This window comes from Halorubrum salinarum, from assembly GCF_013267195.1.
In the GTDB taxonomy this organism is placed as follows: Archaea; Halobacteriota; Halobacteria; order Halobacteriales; family Haloferacaceae; genus Halorubrum; species Halorubrum salinarum.
Genome location: NZ_CP053941.1, coordinates 1,272,643 through 1,295,131, shown reverse-complemented (window position 1 = coordinate 1,295,131; position 22,489 = coordinate 1,272,643). Strand labels below are relative to the sequence as shown.

Annotated in this window: 21 protein-coding genes and 2 tRNA genes; 8 read left to right on the top strand and 15 right to left on the bottom strand. The window is 70.5% G+C overall.

Features of this window, described 5'->3' with window-relative positions; translation table 11 throughout:
* Positions 1 to 36: 36 nt before the first annotated feature.
* Together HPS36_RS06510 and HPS36_RS06505 are read right to left on the bottom strand one after the other, a co-directional pair.
* Complete coding sequence (locus tag HPS36_RS06510) at positions 37 to 1,032, bottom strand: phosphotransferase family protein (RefSeq protein WP_173229260.1); 996 nt, start codon at positions 1,030 to 1,032, stop codon at positions 37 to 39.
* Positions 1,029 to 1,748 carry an HAD family hydrolase gene (locus HPS36_RS06505; RefSeq protein ID WP_173229258.1) on the bottom strand — a complete coding sequence of 240 codons (720 nt, stop codon included), beginning with the start codon at positions 1,746 to 1,748 and terminating at the stop codon, positions 1,029 to 1,031. Before HPS36_RS06505 ends, HPS36_RS06510 begins: the two co-directional genes overlap by 4 nt.
* Before the next feature lie 59 nt (positions 1,749 to 1,807).
* Here HPS36_RS06505 and HPS36_RS06500 point away from each other — a divergent pair, with 59 nt between their 5' ends.
* From HPS36_RS06500 to HPS36_RS06490, 3 genes are all read left to right on the top strand, one after another.
* Positions 1,808 to 1,978, top strand: coding sequence for a hypothetical protein (locus HPS36_RS06500; RefSeq protein ID WP_173229256.1), 171 nt, complete (start codon positions 1,808 to 1,810; stop codon positions 1,976 to 1,978).
* A gap of 87 nt (positions 1,979 to 2,065) precedes the next feature.
* Entirely contained in the window at positions 2,066 to 2,353 is a 288-nt protein-coding gene (locus HPS36_RS06495; RefSeq protein WP_137717046.1) for a zinc ribbon domain-containing protein, read from the top strand.
* Between the two features lie 296 nt (positions 2,354 to 2,649).
* Positions 2,650 to 3,933, top strand: coding sequence for a vWA domain-containing protein (locus tag HPS36_RS06490; RefSeq protein ID WP_173229254.1), 1,284 nt, complete (start codon positions 2,650 to 2,652; stop codon positions 3,931 to 3,933).
* A 185-nt stretch (positions 3,934 to 4,118) separates the two neighbouring features.
* On the opposite strand, the gene HPS36_RS06485 is transcribed toward HPS36_RS06490, so the two are convergent.
* A tRNA-Phe gene (locus tag HPS36_RS06485) sits at positions 4,119 to 4,192 on the bottom strand.
* A gap of 211 nt (positions 4,193 to 4,403) precedes the next feature.
* Between HPS36_RS06485 and HPS36_RS06480 the strand changes: the two genes are divergently transcribed.
* A complete protein-coding gene (locus tag HPS36_RS06480) occupies positions 4,404 to 5,018 on the top strand; it encodes a beta-class carbonic anhydrase (RefSeq protein ID WP_173229252.1) in 615 nt (204 codons plus the stop codon).
* 123 nt (positions 5,019 to 5,141) lie between these two features.
* Positions 5,142 to 6,317: a DNA cytosine methyltransferase gene (locus HPS36_RS06475; protein ID WP_394353798.1), complete on the top strand. Its 1,176-nt coding sequence runs from the start codon at positions 5,142 to 5,144 to the stop codon at positions 6,315 to 6,317.
* Positions 6,318 to 6,717: 400 nt separating this feature from the next.
* Here the strand turns inward: HPS36_RS06475 and HPS36_RS06470 are convergent.
* The 8 genes from HPS36_RS06470 to HPS36_RS06435 form a co-directional block, all read right to left on the bottom strand.
* Positions 6,718 to 6,788: transfer RNA gene (locus HPS36_RS06470), tRNA-Pro, on the bottom strand.
* Positions 6,789 to 6,861: 73 nt separating this feature from the next.
* The gene (locus HPS36_RS06465) at positions 6,862 to 8,916 is read right to left on the bottom strand and encodes a DEAD/DEAH box helicase (protein ID WP_173229248.1); all 2,055 of its coding nucleotides are present in this window, start codon (positions 8,914 to 8,916) and stop codon (positions 6,862 to 6,864) included.
* 117 nt (positions 8,917 to 9,033) lie between these two features.
* Positions 9,034 to 9,564 (bottom strand): 50S ribosomal protein L16, encoded by a 531-nt coding sequence (locus HPS36_RS06460; RefSeq protein ID WP_053770214.1) that lies wholly within the window; start codon positions 9,562 to 9,564, stop codon positions 9,034 to 9,036.
* A gap of 129 nt (positions 9,565 to 9,693) precedes the next feature.
* The gene (gene nucS / locus HPS36_RS06455) at positions 9,694 to 10,446 is read right to left on the bottom strand and encodes an endonuclease NucS (protein WP_173229246.1); all 753 of its coding nucleotides are present in this window, start codon (positions 10,444 to 10,446) and stop codon (positions 9,694 to 9,696) included.
* 54 nt (positions 10,447 to 10,500) lie between these two features.
* Complete coding sequence (locus HPS36_RS06450; RefSeq protein WP_173229244.1) at positions 10,501 to 10,650, bottom strand: hypothetical protein; 150 nt, start codon at positions 10,648 to 10,650, stop codon at positions 10,501 to 10,503.
* Positions 10,651 to 10,723: 73 nt separating this feature from the next.
* Positions 10,724 to 12,013, bottom strand: coding sequence for an adenosylhomocysteinase (locus tag HPS36_RS06445; RefSeq protein ID WP_173229242.1), 1,290 nt, complete (start codon positions 12,011 to 12,013; stop codon positions 10,724 to 10,726).
* Positions 12,014 to 12,153: 140 nt separating this feature from the next.
* Positions 12,154 to 13,476 carry a DNA primase gene (locus HPS36_RS06440; protein WP_173229240.1) on the bottom strand — a complete coding sequence of 441 codons (1,323 nt, stop codon included), beginning with the start codon at positions 13,474 to 13,476 and terminating at the stop codon, positions 12,154 to 12,156.
* Between the two features lie 713 nt (positions 13,477 to 14,189).
* Positions 14,190 to 15,509: an amidohydrolase gene (locus tag HPS36_RS06435; RefSeq protein ID WP_173229238.1), complete on the bottom strand. Its 1,320-nt coding sequence runs from the start codon at positions 15,507 to 15,509 to the stop codon at positions 14,190 to 14,192.
* A gap of 113 nt (positions 15,510 to 15,622) precedes the next feature.
* Between HPS36_RS06435 and HPS36_RS06430 the strand changes: the two genes are divergently transcribed.
* The 3 genes from HPS36_RS06430 to HPS36_RS06420 all read left to right on the top strand — a co-directional run bounded on the left by HPS36_RS06430 (position 15,623) and on the right by HPS36_RS06420 (position 17,858).
* The gene (locus HPS36_RS06430; protein ID WP_173229236.1) at positions 15,623 to 16,840 is read left to right on the top strand and encodes an LEA type 2 family protein; all 1,218 of its coding nucleotides are present in this window, start codon (positions 15,623 to 15,625) and stop codon (positions 16,838 to 16,840) included.
* 74 nt (positions 16,841 to 16,914) lie between these two features.
* Positions 16,915 to 17,292 (top strand): dihydroneopterin aldolase family protein, encoded by a 378-nt coding sequence (locus HPS36_RS06425; protein ID WP_173229234.1) that lies wholly within the window; start codon positions 16,915 to 16,917, stop codon positions 17,290 to 17,292.
* A gap of 68 nt (positions 17,293 to 17,360) precedes the next feature.
* Positions 17,361 to 17,858: a hypothetical protein gene (locus HPS36_RS06420; RefSeq protein ID WP_173229232.1), complete on the top strand. Its 498-nt coding sequence runs from the start codon at positions 17,361 to 17,363 to the stop codon at positions 17,856 to 17,858.
* 64 nt (positions 17,859 to 17,922) lie between these two features.
* On the opposite strand, the gene HPS36_RS06415 is transcribed toward HPS36_RS06420, so the two are convergent.
* From HPS36_RS06415 to HPS36_RS06400, 4 genes are read right to left on the bottom strand one after another with little or no spacing between them, the layout of a single operon-like run.
* The gene (locus HPS36_RS06415) at positions 17,923 to 19,287 is read right to left on the bottom strand and encodes an ABC transporter ATP-binding protein (protein WP_173229230.1); all 1,365 of its coding nucleotides are present in this window, start codon (positions 19,285 to 19,287) and stop codon (positions 17,923 to 17,925) included.
* A complete protein-coding gene (locus HPS36_RS06410; protein ID WP_137717035.1) occupies positions 19,284 to 20,405 on the bottom strand; it encodes an ABC transporter ATP-binding protein in 1,122 nt (373 codons plus the stop codon). Before HPS36_RS06410 ends, HPS36_RS06415 begins: the two co-directional genes overlap by 4 nt.
* A 1-nt stretch (position 20,406) precedes the next feature.
* Positions 20,407 to 21,393 (bottom strand): ABC transporter permease, encoded by a 987-nt coding sequence (locus tag HPS36_RS06405; RefSeq protein WP_173229228.1) that lies wholly within the window; start codon positions 21,391 to 21,393, stop codon positions 20,407 to 20,409.
* On the bottom strand, positions 21,393 to 22,388 hold the full coding sequence (locus HPS36_RS06400; protein WP_222595379.1) for an ABC transporter permease: 996 nt from the start codon (positions 22,386 to 22,388) through the stop codon (positions 21,393 to 21,395). Before HPS36_RS06400 ends, HPS36_RS06405 begins: the two co-directional genes overlap by 1 nt.
* Between the last annotated feature and the right edge of the window lie 101 nt (positions 22,389 to 22,489).

Below are 22,489 nucleotides of genomic sequence, written 5' to 3'. Positions count from 1 at the left end.
TCTCTCCGCCCCGACGGCCGCGCCTCCCTTCCCCGCTCAGTCGTCGCTCCCATCGAGCGCCCGACGGAGCGCCGCGCGGTGGAACTCGACGGCCGCGTCGCGGTCGACCGGCGGGTACCGCGGGTTCGTCACCGCGCCCCCGCCGTCGACGACCGCGCTCGCGACGGCGGCCGCGCGGTGCGCGCGCTCGACCGCCGGCAGCGGGGCGACCGACTCGTACCCCTCGCGGAAGGCCCGGCGGAGCGGTCCGGTCTCGCCCGCGGGCACGTACCAGTCGACGACGAGGTGTTCCGCCTTGGCGACCGACACGCCCCGCGGGGCCGCGAGCGGCGCCTCCCAGTCGAGGACGGCCGTCACCGCGCCGTCCGCGACGAGGGCGTTCCCGGGGCGGAAGTCCCACGGGAAGAGGCGCGGGGCGCCGTCGGCCCCGATCGGCCCCCGGAGCGCGTCGCGGATCCGCTCCCGGAGGTCGTCGAAGTCCGCCGGCAGCCGCGCCGCGTGCCGCTCGCCGAACCGCCGCACCCACTCCGCGGCGTCCGCGGGGTCGACGACGGACAGCGACGGGCCGCGCCCGGGGGTCGACTCCGTTCCCGTCGCTTCGTCGGCCGGGGATTCGTCGGCCGTCAGCGCCCCGCATCCGCGGAACCGGAACGCCTCGTGGAGCGTCGCGAGGAACCGACCGAAGGCCCGCGCGACCCCGCGCCGGTCGGCCGGGTCGAGGTCGACGAACGCCTCGTGGAGGTCGCGCCCCTCGATCAGCGGCGTGACCAGCCACCCGGTGCCGTCGACGACGCCGTCGCCGAGCGGTCGGGGGACGGGCACGTCGGTCTGCGCGTCGATCGCCGCCAGCAGCGCCGCCTCGGTCTTGGTCGCCCCCGGCGCCGCCGAGCACTGGACGACGACCGGCGGCTCGGCCGCGAACCGCACCACCTCCGTCCGCTTGCGGTTCCCTCGCCCCAACGGCTCGACGCTCACGGGCGTCGCTCCCGGTCGCGTCGCCGCGAGGGCTCGCTCCCGGACGGCGTCGCTCACCCGTCTCCCTCCGTCCGGGTCGCCGCCTCGTCTCCCGACCTGTCGTCCGCCGTCAGCAGCGCGGCCACCTCGTCCAGCGAGTCGACGACGTAGTCCGGGCGGTACGGGGCCGCCGCGTCGTCGGGGTCCCCCCGGAGCCACGCGGACCGGAGGCCGGCGTTGTGCGCGCCGGCGACGTCGTACGCCAGCGAGTTCCCGACGTACAGCATCTCTCGCCGGTCGACCGACAGCGCCGCCGCCAGCCGCTCGAACGGCTCCGCGTGGGGCTTCCGGCGCGGGAGGTCCCCGGCGTACACGATCGCGTCGACGCGGTCGGCCAGCCCGAGCGCTTCCACCTTCGCCCGCTGGCGCGCCTCGGGCCCGTTCGTGAGCACGCCCACGGGGCCCGCGGCCGCCGCGGCCGCCAGCGCGTCGGCGGCGCCCGGGAGGTACGCCACCCGCGACTCGTCCGCGACCGCCTCGAACGCCGCCGCGAGCGCGACGGGGTCCACGTCCCGGCCGTGCTGGGCCGCCAGCCGCGCGAACCCCGCGCCGAGGTACCCGACCCGGTCGTCGGGGTCCGGCGGCCCGTCGAGGAGAGGCCACAGCTCCGACGGCTCCCCGAACGGCTCGACGCCCGCCCGCTCGAACGCCCGTCGGTAGAGGGCGTCCACGTCGTGGTCGTGGCGGCACAGCGTGTCGTCGAGGTCGAACGCGACCGCCGCGAACCGGCTCATGGGCGGAGGTGGCGCCGCGCGGCGAAGTCGGTTTCGGCGACCGGCCCGTACCCCCGACGATGGCCGACTCCGAGGACACCTACGACTGCGAGACGTGCGGCGCGCGCGTCGCCGCCGCGGACGCCCGCCGCTCCGAACCGTTCGGCGACCTCGACCCCGAGACGTGGCAGACGCTGGACTGCCCGGACTGCGGCGCCCGGCTCGCGACCGTCTTCGTGGGCGACGAGTGAGCCCCGGTCGACGCCGCCCGGGTCTGTGCTCGCCACGCTCCGTGGTGACACCCCACAATATCTACGTCTCCGGTCCGTAGCCGTCCCATGCTCGACGTCGGGACGGTCTACCTCGTCGCGGCCGGCGCGCTGCTGCTCGTCGCGCTCGCCGTCGGCGTCCGCGCCCTCGTCCGGATCTTCCGCGAGGGGCGCGAGCGCCGCCGCAAGCGACGCGAGGGGGAACTCGACCGGTACACCAAGGACCCGGAGTACGACCGCGAGCCCCCCGACCCCGAGGCCGCGTCGCGGTCGACCTGTCCGCAGTGCGGCGCCGAGAACGACGCGTCGTTCGCGTTCTGTCGCGAGTGCGCGGCGCCGCTCGGTCCCGGGGCGTAACTTCGCTCTCGTCGCCGTCCCGGCGCCGTCCGGCACGCGCCGACCGCGCCGGCGGCGACCAAGTAGTACCCTCCTACCGGGCTCGGGTGTCGCTGTTTCGCGACCGGACCGCCGGTGGGCGGGCGAAGCGGGTCGGCGAACCATACTTACGACATCGCGAGACGTACGTACCTGCGACTACCTGGCTCCCGGCCGCGGTGCGACCGAGATCGACCGTTACGCGCCTGTGACTCGATATTTCGCCCGATCTCGCGGTTCGCCCCGATCACGCAGTCCGGACCCGGTACGCACCCATCATGACACCCGAAGCCACAACCGAACCGACCCGGACCGCTCCCATCTCGCGACGCAGCCTCCTCCGCACGACGGGCGCGGTCGGCGCGCTCACCATCGGCGGAGCCGGTCTGCCGTTCGCCACCGGATCCGCCGCCGCGGACGACCACCTTATCGAGACCTGCGGCGGCGAGGTCGACGTCGTCGTCGCGCTCGACTATTCGGGCTCGATACGGTCCGCCGGCACCTGGGGCGACATCCAGAGCGGCGTGGACAGCTTCCTCGGCGTCGTGCCGGACGACGTTCAGCTGGGTCTCGTCACGTTCGGCGACGCGCCCGCAGCGTTCGCGTACGGGCCGGGGACCCTCCTCGCCCCCGCGACCGCGAGCAACGTCTCGGCCGTCCGGGGCGGCGTGCCCGCGAGCGCCCCGCCGCAAGAGAACGCGACGCACATGCCCGGCGCCTTGGACTTCTCGAACGCGATCCTCGACCAGGAGGGCCGCGGCGGGAAAGAGATCGTCGTCCTGATCACCGACGGCGGGCCGAACTACGAGAACGGGGTCGTCGGCGACGGCGCCTCGCCGCCGGCCGACGACACGACGTTCCCCTACGGCACGTTCGCGTACACGGGCGGATCGAGCGGCGGCGAGAACGGCGTCGCCGGCGAACCCGGCGAGCTGGACGAGACCGCCGCCACCGCGACCGCGATCACGGCCGCCGGGCGCCGCATTATCGCCGTCGGCATCGGCGAGAACGTCGCCGGCTTCGACGACTACCTCCGAGACGAGATCGCTAGCACCCCCGACGACTTCGTCGCCGTCCAGGAGGCGTCGAACTTGGGCGCGGAGCTGGAATCGCTCATCAGCGAGGTCTGTGCGGAGTGTACCGACTGTACCGCCGACGGCCGGCTCGCGAAGTACGAGTTCGCCTGCGTCGAGACCGACCCCGACACCGGCGAGTGTATCGCGGCCGACTTCGTCCTGGAATCGGGCTCCGCTGACGACGTCGCGTACGCCGCCGGGTCCTTCACCAGCAAGGCGGGCGAAGCGTTCGAGCCGATGGGCGCCACCTTCGAGACGGAGTACTGCGACCTCTACGCCCTGGTCAAGAGCGGCCGGGAGCTGGAGGTCCAGTCCCTCCAAGCGACCGACGGGAGCGTCACCGTCGGCACCGCCAACGGCGAGAAGTTCGCGATCAGCTTCGTGGCGTTCTACTGTACCGAGGCGGCCGCGACCGAGGCGCTGGAGCGCTTCCCGGGCGGCGGGCGATCCTCCCGCGGTGGGCGGTCCTCGCGCCGTCGCCGCTGAGCCGGTCGGCGCCGTCGCGTGACAGCTCGATCTTCAACCACAGCTAACGAATTCGGATCGCGCTGAAAAGCCACGCCGCCCCCTCGATTTGAACTCGCCGAGACGCTCGCCCTCGCGACTCGTCTGCTCGAATCGGCTCGGCGTCGTTTCTTCACCCGCTCGCTGTCGCTCGCGGGGTCAGAATATGCCGCCTCCCCGATTTGAACGGGGGACAGCTCGATCTTCAGTCGAGTGCTCTCCCAGTCTGAGCTAAGGCGGCTCGCACTCGGACCAACGCCGATTCGAGACAAAAGGATTTCGAAAGGCGGCGCCCCGATCGGCATCCGGTCGCGCGTCCCTCGGTCGGGTCCGACTCGGTCCGGGTCCGCTTCGCGTCTCAGGCGTCGGACGATATCGCCGCCGATCCGGGGCGACGGCGCGGATCGTGGTTTCCGCAATCGCCCCCTTGTTCGCGCCCCTTCGATCGATCGATGACCTCGCACGACCACGACGGTCACGACCACGACGCTCACCACGAGGCGCTCGACGCCGCGGTCGACGCGCGCGACGACTGGGCGCGCCGCCGCCGCAAGGGGATCCCGACCGACGAGAACCTCCTCGTCGTCGCCTGTATGGACGAGCGCATCCCCATCGAGGAGGCGCTCGGCATCGACCTCGGCGACGCGCAGGTGTTCCGCAACGCCGGCGGCAAGGTGACCGACGACGTGATCCGGTCGGCCGCGCTCACGACGAACTTCTTCGACACCGACGAGATCGTCGTGATCAACCACACCGACTGCGGGATGATGAGCGCGCCCGACGAGGCGATCCGCGAGGGGCTCGAAGCGCAGGCCGGCGACCTCGACGACGCCGACCTCGACCCCTCCCTCCCGGAGCTGAACATTGGCGACGCCGACCTCCTCGACTGGGTGAAGATGACCGACGACATCGACGCCGCCTGCGCCGCGCAGGTCGAGTACCTCCGCGAGTCCGAGTTCATCCCCGACGACACGACCGTCTCCGGCTACGTCTACGAGGTCGAGTCCGGCGAGCTCCGCCGCCCCGACGAGCGGATCGCCGAAGCGATCAGCGAGCGACGGGCCTGACCGCCGGACTCCGGCGAGGCTCCGCGTCCCCTCGCCCGAGGTGTGACGTTTTTATGCGACCGCGGCGAATCCCGTCACGAATGGACCGAGCACGCGCGCTCGCGGTCGGCCGAGGTGGTGTCGGTGGGCGCTGACGGCGACGCCGGCTCCGGATCGGACGCCGCGAGCGACGACGCCGACGCGCCGGTCGTCGCCGGCTTCTTCTCCGGCTGCGGCGGCCTCGACCTGGGCTTCGAGCGGGCCGGCTTCGACGTCGCCCTCGGGAGCGACCAGTGGGAGCCGGCCGCGGAGACGTACCGCCGCAACTTCGACGACACCGAGTTCCTCGACGGCGACGTCCGCGAACTCGACGCCCCGGCGATCCGCGAGGCCGTCGCCGGCGCCGGCTACGACCCCGACGGCGTCGACGTGGTGATCGGCGGCCCGCCGTGTCAGGGCTTCAGCCGGCTCAACAACGAGCAGATCGAGCTCGACGAGATGGAGAAGGACCGCCGGAACACCCTCTTCGAGGAGTTCCTCCGGGTCGTCTCCGTCCTCGAACCGCAGCTGGTGTTGATGGAGAACGTCCGCGACCTGATCAACCGGCAGACCAGCGACGACCGGTACGTGAAAGACCTCATCGTCGACGAGTTCGCGGCCCACGGCTACAAGTGCGAGTACCGGGTGCTGGAGGCCGAGCAGTACGGCGTCCCCCAGAAGCGCCGCCGGATCTTCTTCGTCGGCACCGACCGCGACGTGCCGATCCGCTTCCCCGAGCCGACGACGCCCGAGGGCCACTGGCGCACCGCGGGCGAGGCGCTCGCCGACGCGACCGACGACATCCCGAACATGACGTACGCGGACACCGGCGAGAAGACGCTCGAACGCATCCGCCACGTCCCGCCGGGCGGCTACTACCGCGACCTCCCCGACCGCCTGAAGACGAAGAAGTACCGCTGCGACTGCGAGGACACCGACACCTGTCCCCACGAGCCGGAGATCGTCAAGCGCTACGGGACGTACCTCCGGCGGCTCGACCCCGACGAGCCATCCCTGACGGTGAGCACGAACGTCTTTATCCACCCGACCGAGGACCGCTACCTCACGCCCCGCGAGATGGCGCGGCTCCAGACGTTCCCCGACGAGTTCGCCTTCGAGGGGACGAAGACCGACGTGCTGAAACAGATCGGCAACGCGGTCCCGGTCCGGCTCGGCGAGGAGCTGGCGAATCAGCTCTTGGAGTATTTTCCCGAGATCCGGGACGCGCCCCCCGCCGACCCCGACGTGTACGAGCAGCAGTCGCTGACCGACTTGGCCTGAAATCGTTTTTAAACAGTGGTTGGCGGTGGCGTGTAGATTTTCAGAGCTCTCGGCGCGCGCTTGCGCGTCGCTGCTGCTGCCACGGCGACGACGACCAAAGCCCCAGCCGGGACGACTCGCGCGGCTCGCTGCGCTCCTCGGTCGCTCGTTACACTCGCTCCCTGCGGTGCTTACTGCGCCGTGCTTCGTCCTCCCGACTGCCCCTTTGAGTCCCACCCCACAGCACCGCGACCGCACCTCACGCCTCCCCAGCCTCGTCGGTCGCCCTCGCGTCGCTCGGGCGACCGACTCCCTCGCGCGTGCGATTCGCGCCCTCCGGGCGCTCATCGGCACGCGCCACCGCGGTTCTGGTTATAACTACTCATCGCCGTCGCTCGCGGAGTTGCTCGCGCCGCAGGAGTGGGACCGCCCGGATTCGAACCGGGGTCACGGGCACCCAAGGCCCGGAGTATACCACTAACCCACGGTCCCGCGCCTATACCTACCCGCATCGGCCGCTAAAGGGTTTCGTTGCGCTCCGCACCGGGGTCGACCGCGGCCGCCCTCACTCCTCGTCGTCGCGCAGTTCGAGGTCGGCCACGATGTCGTAGGGGTCGGTCCCCTTCCGGACCGAGTCGAGGATGAAGAACGCCTCGTCGGGCGCGAGGAAGTGTCTGGTGACGCCTCGACCCAGCGGCGTGGGCTCGAAGCCGTCGATGAAGTTCCACTCCAACAGCTTGCCGAGCGCGTGCTTGGTGGGGACCTCGCCGATCATGCGGTCGTTGAGGCGCTTGGCCTTCTTGCCGGCGACGACGACGTTCGCGAGCGTCTCCTCGGCCGCGGCGGTCTCGTCGTAGTGGGTCGCCACGTCCTCCATCTCGCCTTTCAGGAGGGTAAAGGCCACCTCGTCCTCGGTGCGGTCCATCGAGCCGTGGTAGACGCCGTCGGGCTCGACGAGGAGGTAGACGCGCCCGCGGTCGTGGTAGTCGGGGCGCCCGGCGCGCCCGAGCATCTGCGAGAACTCCTGGACGGAGAGCCACTCGATCCCCATCGCCAGCGAGTCGAAGATCACCTGCGAGGCGGGGAAGTCGACGCCGGCCGCCAGCGCCGCGGTGGTGACGACCGCGGAGAGGTCCTGGTTCCCGAACTGGCGCTCGACCTTCTTCCGGCGCCCGTAGTCGAGGCCGGCGTGGTACGGCGCGGAGTCGTACCGCAGCTTGCGGCTGATCTCGTGGCAGCGCCGCCGCGAGTTCGTGAAGATGATCGTCTGCCCGCGGTACCCCTTCGAGGACTTCGTGTCGAACTCGTGTTTCACGAGCTTGTCGGCGATCTGCGCCTTCTCGCGGCCGTCCGCGAACGTGACGTGGCGCTCGATGGGGACGGGACGCTCCTCGTACTCGATCAGCGTCGCCCGGAGCTTCTCCGCGAGCCACTCGGGGTTCCCGACGGTCGCCGAGAGGTAGACGAACTGCGTGCCGTCGTACCCCGAGTGCGTCCGCATCCGCTCTTCGCTGTAGTACTTCAGCCGCGAGATGAGCCCGTCGAGCCGGTGGCCGCGCTCGCCCTCCTTCAGCGTGTGGACCTCGTCGATGACGACCGTGCCCACGTCGCCGAGGTCCTTCCCCGTTCGGAGCGCGTGGTCGATCCCCTCGTAGGTGCCGACGATCACGTCCGCGTTCGGGTCGAAGCGGTTGCCGTCGTCGTTCACCCGCGAGGAGCCGACGCGGATCGACACGTCGAGCAGGTCGCCGTAGCGGTCCTCGAAGTCCTCGTGCTTCTGGTTCGCGAGCGCGACGAGCGGCACGAGGAAGAGCAGCTTCCCGTCGCCCTTCAGCGCGCGGTCGATCCCGGTCAGCTCGCCGACGAGGGTCTTCCCCGTCGCGGTCGCGCTCACGACCAGCTGGTCGTCGCCGTCCAAGAGCCCGTTCCGCACCGAGAGGCTCTGGACCGGAAGCAGCTCCTCGAACCGGCCCTGGAGGTGCGCGGAAAGGTCCGGATGGAGGTCCAAGTCCTCGGTCCGCACCGGCGAGATGTCGTCGACGTTCGCGGAGACCTCGTCGTACTTCGTGAGGTCGGGGTCGAGCCCGCCCTGGAGTAGGCTCACGATCCGGTCTAAGTCGCCCGACTCGTACAGCAGCTCTTCGAGGCGCTCTTCGGCCGCGCCGGTGAACTCGCCTTTGTACGACAGCTCCCGCTCTAGCTCCCGGCGGGCGCAGTCCCGGCAGATCAGCTCGCCGTTGTGTTCGATCGCGTCCTCGCTCGTGATCGGTCCGTACCGCCCGTCGCTCGCGCAGCGCCGGCAGGTCCGGACCGCCGTCGCCTCCAGCTGGTAGCCGTCCAGCATCTCCTTCAGCCGCGCCCGGTTCTCGGGCGTCGTCTGCTCGGAGATGCGGATCCGGCCGGCCGCCCGCGCGAGGTCGACGAACTCGTCCGGTTGGCGGGGGTGGTCCTCGCCGTCGCGGATCACTCGGAACTTCCCCGGGCGGGGGCCCGCGGAGGTCTCCTTGAGTTCGAGCCGCCCCCGGAGCACACGCTTGCCGTCGCGGTTCGCGACCACGGTGTAGTCGCTCCGCGACTCGTGGAGGAACAGCGTCTCGACATCGGCCAACTGCTGTGACACTGCCGTGCGGTACGCGAGCGAGGTATTTCAGGAGTTCGGCTCGCCGCGCGGTGCCGCGGCTACGTCACGCGAACGCGCGAAGAAAACCCGCCTCACGGACGGGGCGGTCGGCGGTCGTTACGAGACGAGCAGCTTCTCGCCGCGGTCGACCGTGATCCGGCACGGCGGGGAGAGCTTGTTGTACGCGCGGCGGAACGCCTCCTTCACGACGGGCGCCTGGTCGACGTCGCAGTACGCGGTGAAGATCACGTCGTCCTTGTCGAGCCGCGCGGCGGTGCCGACCGGCTTCCCGAACGCTTGGCGCATGCCGTCGGAGACGCGGTCCGCGCCGGCGCCGGTCGCCTGCTTGTTCTCCCGGATGACCTGGTGGGGGAACTTGCGGAGGGTCATCTTGTAGTTGCCCTCGCCGAGCTCCTTGATCAGGTGGCGGTTCGCCGACAGGCGCGCGCTCTCGAGCGAGCCGTGTCGGACCTGAAGCTCCTCCTCGACGCGGAGGCTGATCTGGACGGGGTAGTCGTCCGGCTCCGCGGAGAGGTCGCCCATGTTGTGCTGGGCGATCTTCGAGCCGGGGATGCCCGTGATGTACTCGCGGCGGGTGTACGACGGCTTGTCGATCGTCCGATACATGGAGGCGGGTTTGTCAGACATGGCTACTTGTCCGATGTAGCCCTCGCTGCGGCGATAAACCCTTCGATAGCGAGGCGTCCTCGTCGGCCTCGCGGCCCTGAGCGCCCGCCGTTCGGCCCGATCGCGTCCCGCGTTGGCATTCCGCTCGGCTCACCCCTCCGGCGTCGGTTCGAGCGCGACGTGGTCGAACCCGCGGTCCGCGAGCCGCTCCGCGGCCCGGTCGGTGACCGACGGCGCGACCAGGATGCCGCGGACCGCGGGGGAGTCGTCGTCGGTCTCGCCCTCGTCGGCGACTCCGAGTTCCTCCCGGAGCGCCCGCACGTACCGCGCCAGCTGTCCCACGGCGTCCGGGCCGACCCGCCGGCGCTTCAGCTCGACGACGACCGGCGTCCCGTCGGCGTCCACGCCGAAGACGTCCATCGGCCCGGCGCTGGAGGGGCGCTCGGTCTCGCGGGGCTCGAACCCGGGTTCGACGAGCTCGGGGCGCTCCAAGATCCGGGTTCGGAGGTCCTCCTCGCTGCCGTGGAGGTCGAGGTCGCGGCCGCCCGTGACGGCCATCGCAGAGAGCTGGTGGACGTCGGAGAAGCGGACCGTCAGGGTCTCGTCCGGGTTGCTCCTGGTCGAGCGCACGCGGAGCCGCCCCTCCCGGACGGCGGCGTGGTGTTCCGACCCCGGCGGCTGCCAGTTGACCGGCTGGCGCCCCTCGTCCGTGTGGACCAGGGCGGCGCCGTCGGGCTTCAACACGAGCAGCCGGTCGCCGGCGCCGAGGTCCGAGGCCGCGCGCCCCTCGTAGGTGACGGTACAGCGGCCGAAGAGGCTGACGAGGTCGCCGCGGCCGAAGGCGTCCTCCAGCTCCCAGAGGGCCTCGCGGTGGCTCGGGTCGTGGACGCTCGTGACTGTCACTGGCGCGTCGTAGGCGGTCGCCGCTGAAAAAGGGCGCGAGCCGGACCGCCTCCCTCAGTCGCCGCGCCGCGACACGGCGATACCGGCGACGAAGAGGACGACGCCGAGCGCGAAGGCGGCGATCCGAAGCGTCGTGTCCGAGACGAGGATTCCGGCCAGCACCGAGACGCCGAATCCGGCGTGTAACACCGCGGTCAGGTTCATGGGATCGGTACGGTCGGGCGGCACAAAAACGGGTCGAAGGCGGCCGGGCGACCGCCGGGAGTCCCGCGCCGTCTCAGGTCCCGTGCTCCCAGCTGCCCATGTACTCGCGCTGCTCGTCGGTGAGGTCGTCGTACTCGACGCCCTCGGCGGCCAGCTTGATGTCCGCGACCTCGCGGTCGAGCTCGTCGGGCACGTCGTGGACGCCGGCGTCGTACGCGTCGCCGTTGGCGGCCAGTTCGCGGACGACGACCGCCTGGACGCCGAAGCTCTGGTCCATCACCTCGACCGGGTGGCCGAGAGCGATGGGCGCGGCGAGGTTGACGAGCCGCCCCTCCGCGATGACGTTCAGGACGCGGCCGTCCTCCATCTCGAACCCCTCGACGCCGTCGCGGACCTCGTAGCGGTCGACGGCGAGGTCGTCGAGGTCGTCGAGGTTTACTTCAACGTCGAAGTGGCCGGCGTTCGCGAGCAGGACGCCGTCGTCCATCGCCTCGAAGTGCTCGCGGGTGATCACGTCGCGGTTGCCCGTGGTCGTGATGAACACGTCGCCCTTCTTCGCGGCCTCCGCCATGGGGAGCACCTCGTACCCCTCCATGTGCGCCTCCAGGGCCTTCCGCGGGTCGACCTCGCAGACGATGACGTTCGCGTTCTGTCCGGCGGCCTTCTTGGCGACGCCCTTCCCGCACTGGCCGTAGCCGCCGACGACGACGTTCTTCCCGGCCCACGAGAGGTTCGTCGTCATCGCGATGGTCGCGAGCGACGACTCGCCCGTGCCGTGGACGTTGTCGAACAGCTGCTTCATCGGCGTGTCGTTCACCGCGAAGACGGGGTAGTGGAGCTCGCCGTCGGCGTCCATCGCGCGCAGGCGGTCGACGCCCGTGGTCGTCTCCTCGGCGCCGCCGACGATGGAGTCGATCAGGTCGGGGTACTCCTCGTGGACGAGCTTCACCATGTCCATCCCGTCGTCGACGGTGATGGTCGGCTCGTGGGCGATGCAGGCGTGCATCGCGTCGTAGTACTCGTCGTCGTCCACGCCGCGCACGGCGTAGGAGGTGATCGACTCGTGGGCGTCGAGCGCGGCCGACACGTCGTCGTGCGTCGAGAGGGGGTTACAGCCGGTGATCGCGACCTCGGCGCCGCCCTCGGCGAGCAGTTCGACGAGGTTCGCCGTCTTCGCCTCGACGTGCATCGCCATCGCGATCGTCTCGCCTTCGAGCGGCTGCTCGTCGACGAACTCCTCGCGGAGGGCGTTCAAGATCGGCATGTGCTGGAGCGCCCAGTCCATCTTCCGGCGCCCCTCCTCTCGGGCCGTATCGACGTCCGAGAGGTGCTGTGACACCGGCGGATACGCGGTCTCGCTCATACCTCTCGGTTCGCTCACGGCGCACTAAACCCTGCCGACACCGATCGCGTCGACGGTCCTCGTCGAGGGGTCGACGAGGAGAAAGAGAGAAACGGGACCGAACCGCTCGCGCCTCGGGGACCGCGTCGCCCGCGCGTCAGTTACGGCGGGCCGTTGCCGTTCCCGTTACCGGGGCCGGCGTCGTCGTCATCCTCGTCGTCTTCTTCTTCGTCGTCCTCCTCGTCGTCGTCGCCGTCATCCTCGTCCTCCTCGGCCTCGTCTTCCTCCGCGTCCTCGTCGTCCGCGCCGTCCTCGTCGTCCGCGTCGTCGCCGTTCCCGGCGTGGTCCGGCGGGCCGCCCTGACCGTTGCCGACGCCCTCGGGCGCGTTGCCGTTGCCGGGCGCGTCGGTCTCGTTGTCGGCCTCGTCGTCGTCAGCCTCGTCCGGGCCGCCGGGGCCGCCCGCGTGGTCCGGCGCGTTGCCGGGGTTGTTCTCCGTCACGAAGTCCGAGACGGCGCCGCCGATGTCGCTGTTCCGGTCCTTGAGCCCCTGGATGAACTCGCGGACCAGCTGGCCGAACGGCGTGCCCGCGTCGGCCTCGTCGTCCTCGTCCTCCTCGCCGACGGTCAGCTCGACCGTCTCCGAGACGGTCTCGTTCTCGTACTCGGCGGTCACGTCGACCGTGACGTTCTCCTCGGCGGCGGGCAGCTCGACGGTGCCGTCCGCGTCCGTCTCGTACTCGCCCGTGCCCGCGTACGAGGCGTTCTCGCCCGCGTCGTCGGCGAGCGCGACGACGACCGTCGCGTTCGCGACCGCCTCGTCGTCGTTCGTCACCGTGACGACGGGCTCCTCGTCGGTGTCCTCGACCTCCAGTTCGAGGCCGTCGGGCGCCTCCAGCTCGACGGTCTCGGAGACCGAGTCGTTCTCGTACCCGGCGGTGACCTCGACGGTCACGTCCTCCTCGGCGGCCGGCAGCGTCACCGTGCCGTTCGCGTCGGTCTCGTAGTCGCCGGCGCCGGCGTAGGTGGCGTTCTCGCCGTCGGCCACCGTCACGTTCACCGAGGCGTTCGCGACCGCCTCGTCGTCGTCCGTCACCGTGACGACGGGCTCGCCGTCCTCGTCGTCGACCTCCAGTTCGAGGCCGTCGGGCGCCTCGAGGTCGACCGTCGCCGAGGCGGTGTCGTTACCGGAGGCGGCCGTCACCTCGACGGTCACGTCCTCCTCGGCGGCGGGGAGCTGGACGCTGCCGTTCGCGTCCGTCTCGTACTCGCCCGCTCCCGCGTACGACTCGTTCTCTTCGTCGACCACCTCGACGAGGACCGTCGCGTTCTCGACCGCGGTGCCGTTCTCTGTCACCGTGACCGTCGGTTCGCCGTCCGCGTCGTCGACCGCCACTTCGAGGTCGCCGTCGGCGGCCGCGACGCCGGTCATCGCGCCGAGCGCGACGACCGCGATCAGTAGGATGGCTGTCGTGCGTTCGCTCATGTCCACTCGGGTCCTGCCCCTGTTCACACATAAAGAGCGAACTCCCTTAACGCGGTTTAATTCGGTTTGTATTCGGGTTAACGGCGCTGAGGCGTTTGTTTTGGGATATCGGGGAGTCGGGACCGGTTTCGGGCGCGATCGGACCCCGTTTCGGTCCCGGACGCGCGTCGGTCGCCGCTCGCGCGCACTACGTCGTTTCCGTATCGTCTGTTCGCGCAGCCTCTGTCAGCGTGGTGACTACCGACGGAGCCTTCACGGCCCATTTATAAGTCACCGACTGACGATCGGCGGAAAACACCTCCAAAGCCCCAGCCGTGAGGGCGGCGCACGCTCGCTGCGGTCCGCAGTCGGTCGCTCACTACGTTCGCTCCCTCGCTGCGGTCCTTGCGTCACCTGCGCCGCCCTCACGGCAGCGTGGCGCGTAGCGCCACGGGCAGCCGGCGGCGAAGCCGCCGGCGACTGCCCCTTTGAGTCCCGCCCCTCCGGAAGACGGTCCTGCTCGCTCACTCCGTTCGCTGCGCGGGCTGCGACTTCCGTGCTCCCGCTCGCTGCGCTCGCGGGAACGCACAGCGACCGCACCTCACGCCTCCCCAGCCTCGTCGCTCACTTCGTTCGCGACTCCCTCGCGCGTGCTGTCTCGCGGCCGCCGTCGGCGGCCGCTCGCAGGCACGCGCCACCGTCTCCGTGTCGTTCTCGCGCGGGTGTCGCCCGTTTCAGTTCCCCTCGACCCGGTCGACGAGGTCGCTCGCGGCGGCCGCGGCGCGCTCTTGGACCGCGTCGGCGTCCAGCGTCAGCACCTCGCGGTCGCGCATGAGGACCTCGCCGTCGCAGACGGTGTGGCGCACGTCGCTCCCGCGGGCCGCGTACGCGAGGTGCGAGACGGGGTCGTGGACCGGCGTCAGGTGCGGGGCGTCGAGGTCGACCACCGCGAGGTCGGCCGCCGCCCCCGCCTCGATCCGGCCGCCCGGGAGGCCCAGGGCGTCCGCGCCGCCGGCCGTCGCCATCTCCACGACCGCCGCCGCGGGGACCGCGCTCGCGTCGTCAGCGGCCAGTTTCCCGAGCATCGCGGCGTCGCGCATCTCGTCGAACACGTCGAGGTCGTTGTTCGAGGCCGCCCCGTCCGTGCCGAGCGCGACCGTCACGCCGGCCTCGCGCAGGCGCCGGACCGGCGCCATCCCGCTGGCGAGCTTCATGTTCGAGGCCGGGCAGTGGACCACCGCGGTCCCCGCCTCGGCGAGCCGGTCGATCTCCGACCCGTCGACGTGGACGCCGTGCGCGAAGAAGTCCTCCGGGCCGAGCGCGTCGAGGTCGTCGGCGTACGCGATCGGTCGCTCGCCGCGCTCGTCGACGATGGGGTCCACCTCGTCTGTCGTCTCGTTCGCGTGGAGGTGGACGGGAACCCCCGCCGCCCTGGCCTCGGCGACCCCCTCGCGGAGGAACTCCTCGCCGACCGTCGTCAGCGAGTGCGGCATGAACGCGGTGCGGATCCGCCCGTCCGCGGCGCCGTCGAGGTCGCGCGCGACCGCGAGGCTCTCCTCGACGTCCGCGCGTGCGTCCGCGTCGTCCTTCCCCACGGTCACGACGCCGTGGCCGAGCCGCGCGCGCAGCCCGGCGCGGTCGACGACGTCGGCGACGCGGTCCATCGCGAAGTACATGTCCGCGAACGCGGTCGTCCCGGACCGGATCATCTCTACGGCGCCCAGCTCGGCGCCCGCCTCGATGTCGTCGGGCGTCAGCTCGGCCTCCGCCGGCCAGATGTCCTCGCGGAGCCACGGGTCGAGCGGCTTGTCGTCCGCGTACCCGCGGAGCAGCGTCATCGCGACGTGCGTGTGCGCGTTGACGAGCCCCGGCATCACCAGCGACCCCGACGCGTCGAGCGTCTCGGCGGCCGCCCCGCCGAGCGCCTCGTCCACCTCGTCCGGCGACCCCACGGCCCGGACCGTTCCCTCGTCGCGGTCGACCGCGACGTCCGCCCGCTCGACTCGGCCGTCGGGCCGGAGCACTCGTCCGCCGCGCACGCGGAGGTAGTTCATGTCCGCCTGTTCCGCCCGCCGCACCAAACGCCTTCGGTTCGACTCCCCGCCCGCCGACCCTCGCCTCCTCCCCCGAGCGACACGCCTTTATCGGCCGATCGAAACGGGCCGGTATGGCTCTGGACCGCGTCGCCTCGGCGCTCACCGCGAGCAAACTTCGGGCCGCGGTCGTCGGCGTGGCGGTCGTCGTCGCCGCCGTCGGCGGGGCGGTCGCGCTCGGCGTCCTCGGCGTCCCGAGCGTCGCCGCCGTGAACAACTCCTTCGGCGACGTGACGAACGAGACGACGGTCGTCGAGACCGACCTCGTCGTCTCGAACCCGAACCCGATCGGCGTCGGCCTCGACGGCGTCTCGATGAACTACACCGTCTCGATGAACGACGTCGAGATGGCGCGCGGCGGCCGCGAGGGGGTCAGCGTCGGCTCCGGCAACTCCTCTATCGCCTTCGAGACCGACCTGGACAACGACGCGATCCCGCCGTGGTGGACCAGCCACGTCCGGAACGGCGAGCGGACGACGGTCGCGATCGACGCGACGGTCACCTCCGACCTCCTCGGCCGGAGCGCGGACCTCACCCGAACCCGCGAGATCGAGACGGACCTCATCGGCGCGTTCACGTCCGACGAGACGCGCCCGGTGAACGCCGACGCGCCGCTCGTGGACGACCCGGTCCTCTACGTCAACGAGACGCGCGGCCGCTGGGGGACGGTGAGCGAGGCCGAGACGCCGATCGAGATGGAGTTCGACGCCTACAACCCCAACCTCGAACCGTACGTCGTCACCGAGATCGGCTACGACGTGACGATGAACGGCGTCGCGATGGGCTCCGGGTCGACCGAGGAGGAGTACGTCATCCCCTCGTACGGCTCCGAGACGATCGAACTCACGGCCGCGCTCCGCAACGAGCGCCTCGACGAGTGGTGGGTCACCCACCTCGACGAGTCCGTCAACGGCCACCAGGTGAGCGACCTCCGGATCGAGTTCTACGCGGTGGTCGAACTCCCCGGTGGCGAGGAGCTCACCGTCCCGCTGGACGCGCTGACGTACGAGGAAACGGTCGAGACCGACATCTTCGACGAGGGGCTCCATCAGGGGAACGGAACGAGCGCCGACGGGACGTCCGGTGACGGCGGCTCGACCGACTCCGAGGGCTCGACCGATTCCGACGACTCAGGCGACGGGGGAACCACGACCGACGACGGCTCCGGGGACGACACGAGCGGCGACGACACGACTGACGGCGGTTCCGGCGACGACACGACCGGAGACAACACCAGCGACGACGGATCCGGGGACGACGACGGCCTGCTCCCGCTGCGCGCCGGCGGATAGCCGCGGTCCGCGGTCCCGACTCCGCCTCCGTCCGCCGTCCGAACCTTCTTGCCCGCCCGCGGCCGCGTTCCGCCATGGCAACCGACGCCCAGCAGGCGTGTTTCGAGGCGGGGATCAAGTTCGGCTCGCTGTACCACCAGTTCGCCGGCACGCCCGTCAGCACGTCGAGCACGCGGAGCCTGGAGGCGGCGATGGCGGAGGCCATCGAGAACCAGCCGCACTGCGCGGCCGTCGACGTGACGGTCCACGACGACCGCGTCGCCGACGCCATCGACCACGAGAACGGCTACACCGAACTCACCGGCTCGCTGATGGACGTCCGGATGCGGATCGAGTACGCAGGCGTCACCGTCCGCACCCGGATGGAGATGGAGGACGGCTACCCTCTAATGAAACTGGTCGAAGTGGTCGACGGCGGCGGGTCGCCGGGAGCCGCCGACCCGAACGCTTAGTACCGCGACGCGCCTATCGCGACCCGAACGCAGCCGGCATCGCCGGGTTCCAGCCTTCAGAGACGCACATGGTCGACAGACGACACGACAGCCAGTCGGACCGAACCGGCTTCGACGAGACGAAGAACTACCTCTCCGAGGCCGTCGGCCGCGTCGTGCCGCGGTCGGTGGCGCGGCGAGCGATCGAGGTGACGGTCAGCACCGACGCCGCCGAGTACGCGCCCGACGAGCCGGTCGCGATCACCGTCGCGATCCGCAACCGCCTCCCGGTCCCGGTCGAGGTCCCCACGTCGACCGGCCGCCTGTGGGGGTGGGCGGTCGACGGCGTCGTCGAGGCCACCGACGAGCGGCGCTACGTCCGCGGCGAGGGCTCGTCGCTGTCGCTCCGGGCCGGCGAGACGAAGCGCGCGACGGCCACGTGGAACGGCCGGTTCCGCCGCACCGACGACGACGGGCTCGACCGGTCCGTCCGGGCCGAGCGCGGGGACCACACGGTCTCCGTGTTCGTGCCGGTCCCGGGCGCCGACGAGCGCCACGAGGACGCCACGCAGATCCGGATCCGATAGCCGGGCGACTCACGCTCCCGGAAGAAGATTCCCTACCGCAGCGGCCTGCGAAAACTGCCGGCGCTCAGTCGTCCGCTTCGGGCGCTTCCGCGCCGCGGCGGGCCGCGGCGTCCGCCGCGGCCTCGTCCACGTCGCTCGCGAGCGCCTCGTCGCGACGCAGGTGACACGCGGCGTAGTGACGGCCGTCGGTGAGGTCGGACGGCACCTCGTAGGCCGGCGTCGTCGTCGCGCAGACGCTCCGGTCCGCGAACCGTTCGACGAGGATCCGCTCGGCCTCGTCGAACTCGTCGCGCTCGATGTGCCCGAGCGCCTCGTCGAGCAGGGTGCCGGCCTCGCCGCTCGGCGCCGCGTCCCCGAAGTACCGCGACCGGAGCGCGTCGGGGTCGGTCTCCTCGAACTCCCGGCGGTCGACCGCCCGCTGGAACGCCACGACGTTCCGCCAGGCGTCGTCGCTCATGTCGTACTCGTCCGGCTGGATCACCTCCGGACACCGCGTCCGGAACCGGCAGCCGGAGGGCGGGTCGATCGGCGACGGCACGTCGCCGGAGAGAAGCGCGGTCCGCCCGCCGCTCCGCGGGTCCGGGACGGGGATGGCGTCCAGCAGCGCCCGGGTGTACGGGTGCTTCGGGTTCTCGAACAGCTCCTCTTTGTCGGCCAGCTCGACGATGTTCCCGAGGTACATCACCGCCACGCGGTCGGAGATGTGGCGGATGACGCTCAGGTCGTGCGCGATGAACAGGTACGTCAGGTCGAACTCCTCTTGGAGCTCCTCCATCGTGTTCAGCACCTGCGCCTGGATCGACACGTCGAGCGCCGACACGGGCTCGTCGCAGACGATGAAGTCCGGATTCACCGACAGCGCCCGCGCGAGGTTCACGCGCTGGCGCTGCCCGCCGGAGAACGCGTGCGGGTACCGGTTGTAGTGTTGCGGGTCGAGCCCGACCTTCTCTAACAGCTCCTTGGCGCGGGCCTCACGGCCCTCCTCGTCGAGCATGTCGTGGGCCTTCATCGGCTCTTCGACGATGGGCCCGACCTTCATCCGGGGGTCGAGCGAGGACTGCGGGTCCTGGAAGATCATCTGCATGTCCTTCCGCATCCGCCGCAGCGGCTCGCCGGACAGCTCGGCGAGGTCCTCGCCCTGGAAGTAGACGCTCCCGCTGGTCGGTTCGAGCAGCCGGAGGACGGTGCGCGCCAGCGTCGACTTCCCGCAGCCGGACTCGCCGACGAGCCCGAGGGTCTCCCCCTCCTTGATGTCGAAGCTCACGCCGTCGACGGCGCGCACGTCGGAGGTCGACCGCGAGACGTACGGGAACTCGTCGTCGAGCTCGACGCCGGCCAGCAGGCCGCTCTCGTTGTCGAAGTACTTACAGAGGTCGCGGACCTGTAACAGCGCCTCGGGGTCCGACTCCGGCGGGCCGACCCGGCTCATTCCGCCTCACCCCCGGTCTCGGTGAGGCCGGCGGAGAACCCGCCGGTGGCCTCCGTCTCGATCGCCGGGCTCTCGTCGTAGCCGACCTCGAACGCGTCGTGTTTCACGCACGCCGCGGTGTGGGGCGGCTCGCCCGCCTCGCTCAGGTCCCGCGGCTCGGGGTGGACCTCCCGGCACACCTCCCTGGCCTCGGGACACCGCGAGTGGAACCGACAGCCCGAGGGCGGGTCGATCGCCTCCGGCATCACCCCCTGGATCGGTCTGAGTTCGTCGACCGTCCGGTCGGGGCGCGGCATCGAGTCGAGCAGCGCCGAGGTGTACGGGTGTTTCGTGTCGTAGAACAGGTCGTCGACCTCCGCCTGCTCGATGATCTCGCCGAGGTACATCACGTTCACCCGGTCGCAGATCTCCGCGACGACGCTCATGTCGTGGGTGACCCAGATGAACGAGGTGTCGTACTTCTCCTGGAGCTCCTTGACCATCTCTAGGATCTCGCCTTCGACCGTCACGTCGAGCGCGGTCGTCGGCTCGTCGGCGATGATCAGGTCGGGCTGGCAGGCCAGCGCCATCGCGATCAGCACGCGCTGTCGCATCCCGCCGGAGAACTGGTGGGGGTACTCGTCGTACCGGGACTCCGGCGCCGGGATCCCCACCTCTCTGAGCATGTCGATCGCCTCTTCCTTCGCCTCCTGGGCCCCCAGGTCGCGGTTGATCTCGATGAACTCCCGGAGCTGTCCCCCGACCGTGAACACGGGGTTCAGCGACTCCATCGGGTCCTGGAAGATGATCGCGATCTCGCGGCCGCGGATCCGCTTCCGCATCTCCTCTTCGGTGAGCATCTCGTCGCGCGGGCGCAACTCGCCGTCGTCGCCCTCTTCGAGGCCGAAGATCGTCTCGCCTTTGAACTCGATCTCGCCGCCGACGATCTCGCCGGGGCTGTCCACGAGCCGGAGGATACTGGAGGTCGCGACGGACTTGCCCGCGCCCGACTCGCCGACGAGCCCGACGATCTCCCCCTCGTTGACGTCGAAGGAGATGCCGTCGACGGCGCGGACCGTCCCGTCCTCGGTGAAGAACTGTGTCTTGAGATCGCGTACGCTGAGTAGTGGTTCGCTCATATCAGTTGTTGATCCGCGGATCGAGGGCGTCCTGGAGGCCGTCGCCGAGAATGTTGAAGCCGATGACGGTGATCAGAATGGCGATGCCGGGGAAGATGCTGAACGTCGGCGCGGGGAGCATGTAGCCGCGCGAGGCGGACAGCATCTGCCCCCACGACGGCGTCGGCGGCTGCGCGCCGAAGCCGAGGAACGAGAGGCCGGCGACGATGAGGATGCTCACGCCGACCTGGAGCGTCGCCTGGACCAGCACCGGCGCGAAGCTGTTGGGGATGATGTGCCGGAAGATGATGTTCCGGTCTTTCACCCCGGCGGCCCGGGCGGCCTCGACGTAGTCCTCCTCGCGGATGGAGACGACGCGAGACCGGATGAGCCGGTTGAACACCGGGACCGCCGTGATCCCGACGCCGATCATCGCGAACGTGAGGTTCCGCCCGAACGCGGTCATGAACGCGATGACCAGCACGAGGAACGGGATCGCGTAGATGGTCTCGGTGACGCGCTGGAGCACGTCGTCGATCCAGCCGCCGTAGTAGCCGGAGACGGCGCCGATGACGGTGCCGCCGCCGAGGCCGATGGCGGTCGCGAGGAACCCGACCGTCATCGCGATCCGCGTCCCGTAGATGGTCCGGGAGAGCAGGTCGCGACCGCGGTGGTCGGTGCCGAGCGGGTGTTCGATGACCCCCTGCCCGAACTGGTTCTCCATGCCGACCGGCGGGAGGAGCCGCCGGACGTTCCCCGGGTCGGTCTCGGGGTTGTACAGGACCGCCTCCGCGATCGCGTAATCGAGGACGTAGTAGTCGAACGCGGCGAAGATCGCGACGAACGTCATGAACCCGACGATGTAGGTCCCGATCCGCGCCGTCGTGTCCTGTCTGACCTGCTTGAGCGTGTACCGCAGGCCGACGCGGGCCTCGACCTCCTCGGGCCCGCCGCTCCCGTCGCCGTCGTCCGGCGTGTCGTCGTCCGAAGTCGCGCTGTTAACAGACATTACTCGTCACCGTAGGTGACCCGCGGGTCGAGGTAGCTGTACGTGATGTCCGTGATGATCACGCCGACCACGTAGACGAACCCGAACACGAGCGTCGTCCCCATGATCAGCTGGTAGTCCTGATTCTGGATCGCCGTGATGATCAGCCTCCCCATCCCCTGGATCCCGAAGACGGTCTCCGTGAGGACGGCGCCGCCGAGCGCGGTCGAGAGCCCGAGCCCGATGATGGTGATCACCGGCAGCTGCGCCACCTGGAACGCGTGCTTGCGGACGATCGTCGACTCGGGCACGCCGTACGCGCGGGCGAGTTTCACGTACTCGCCTTGGAGCGAGTCGACCATCGACGAGCGCTCGATCCTGGTGATCTGGGCCATCTGAAGCGTTCCGAGCCCGATCATCGGCAGGAAGAGGTGGTGCGCCGACTGGCGTATCACCTCCACCTGCGTCGCCGCCCCGCGGACGTTCGCCGGGCTCTCCCACGGGAGGACGAGCCCCCGCGCGGGGAACCACCCGAGGTGGAACGCGAAGACGATGATCAACACCAGCCCGATCCAGAACGACGGGGTCGAGACGCCGATCAGCGAGATGATACGGGAGACGTGGTCGGCCGGCTCGTTCCGCCGCTTCGCCGAGATCACGCCGAGCGGGATGGCGGTGACGATGGCGAACGCGAACGCGGACAGCATGAGCAGCAGCGTGACCGGGAGCCGGAGGATGATCATCTCGAGGACGGGGCGGTCGTAGTAGATACTGAGGCCGAGATCGCCCGTCGCGACGCTGCTGAGGTACGCGAAGTACCGCACGTGTATCGGCCGGTCGAGGCCGTACTGGGCGCGGATCGCCTCGACCTGCTCTTGGGCCGGCGTCGGCCCGAGCATGATGTCGACCGGGTCGCCGGGGATCTGGTTTGCCAGGAAAAAGGTTATCGTCACGATACCTATCAGTACGGGTATCGCCTGTGCGAACCGCCGGAGTGTGTACCGAAGTAAACTCACTGTCGTGGATTCCTCGTTGCTTCGATTCGGTTTTTGCTGTCGCTTATCCGTTTCGCTCCCGCCGACGCACCAATTCGGCGCCGCGAGCGGGCGGCCGGCCC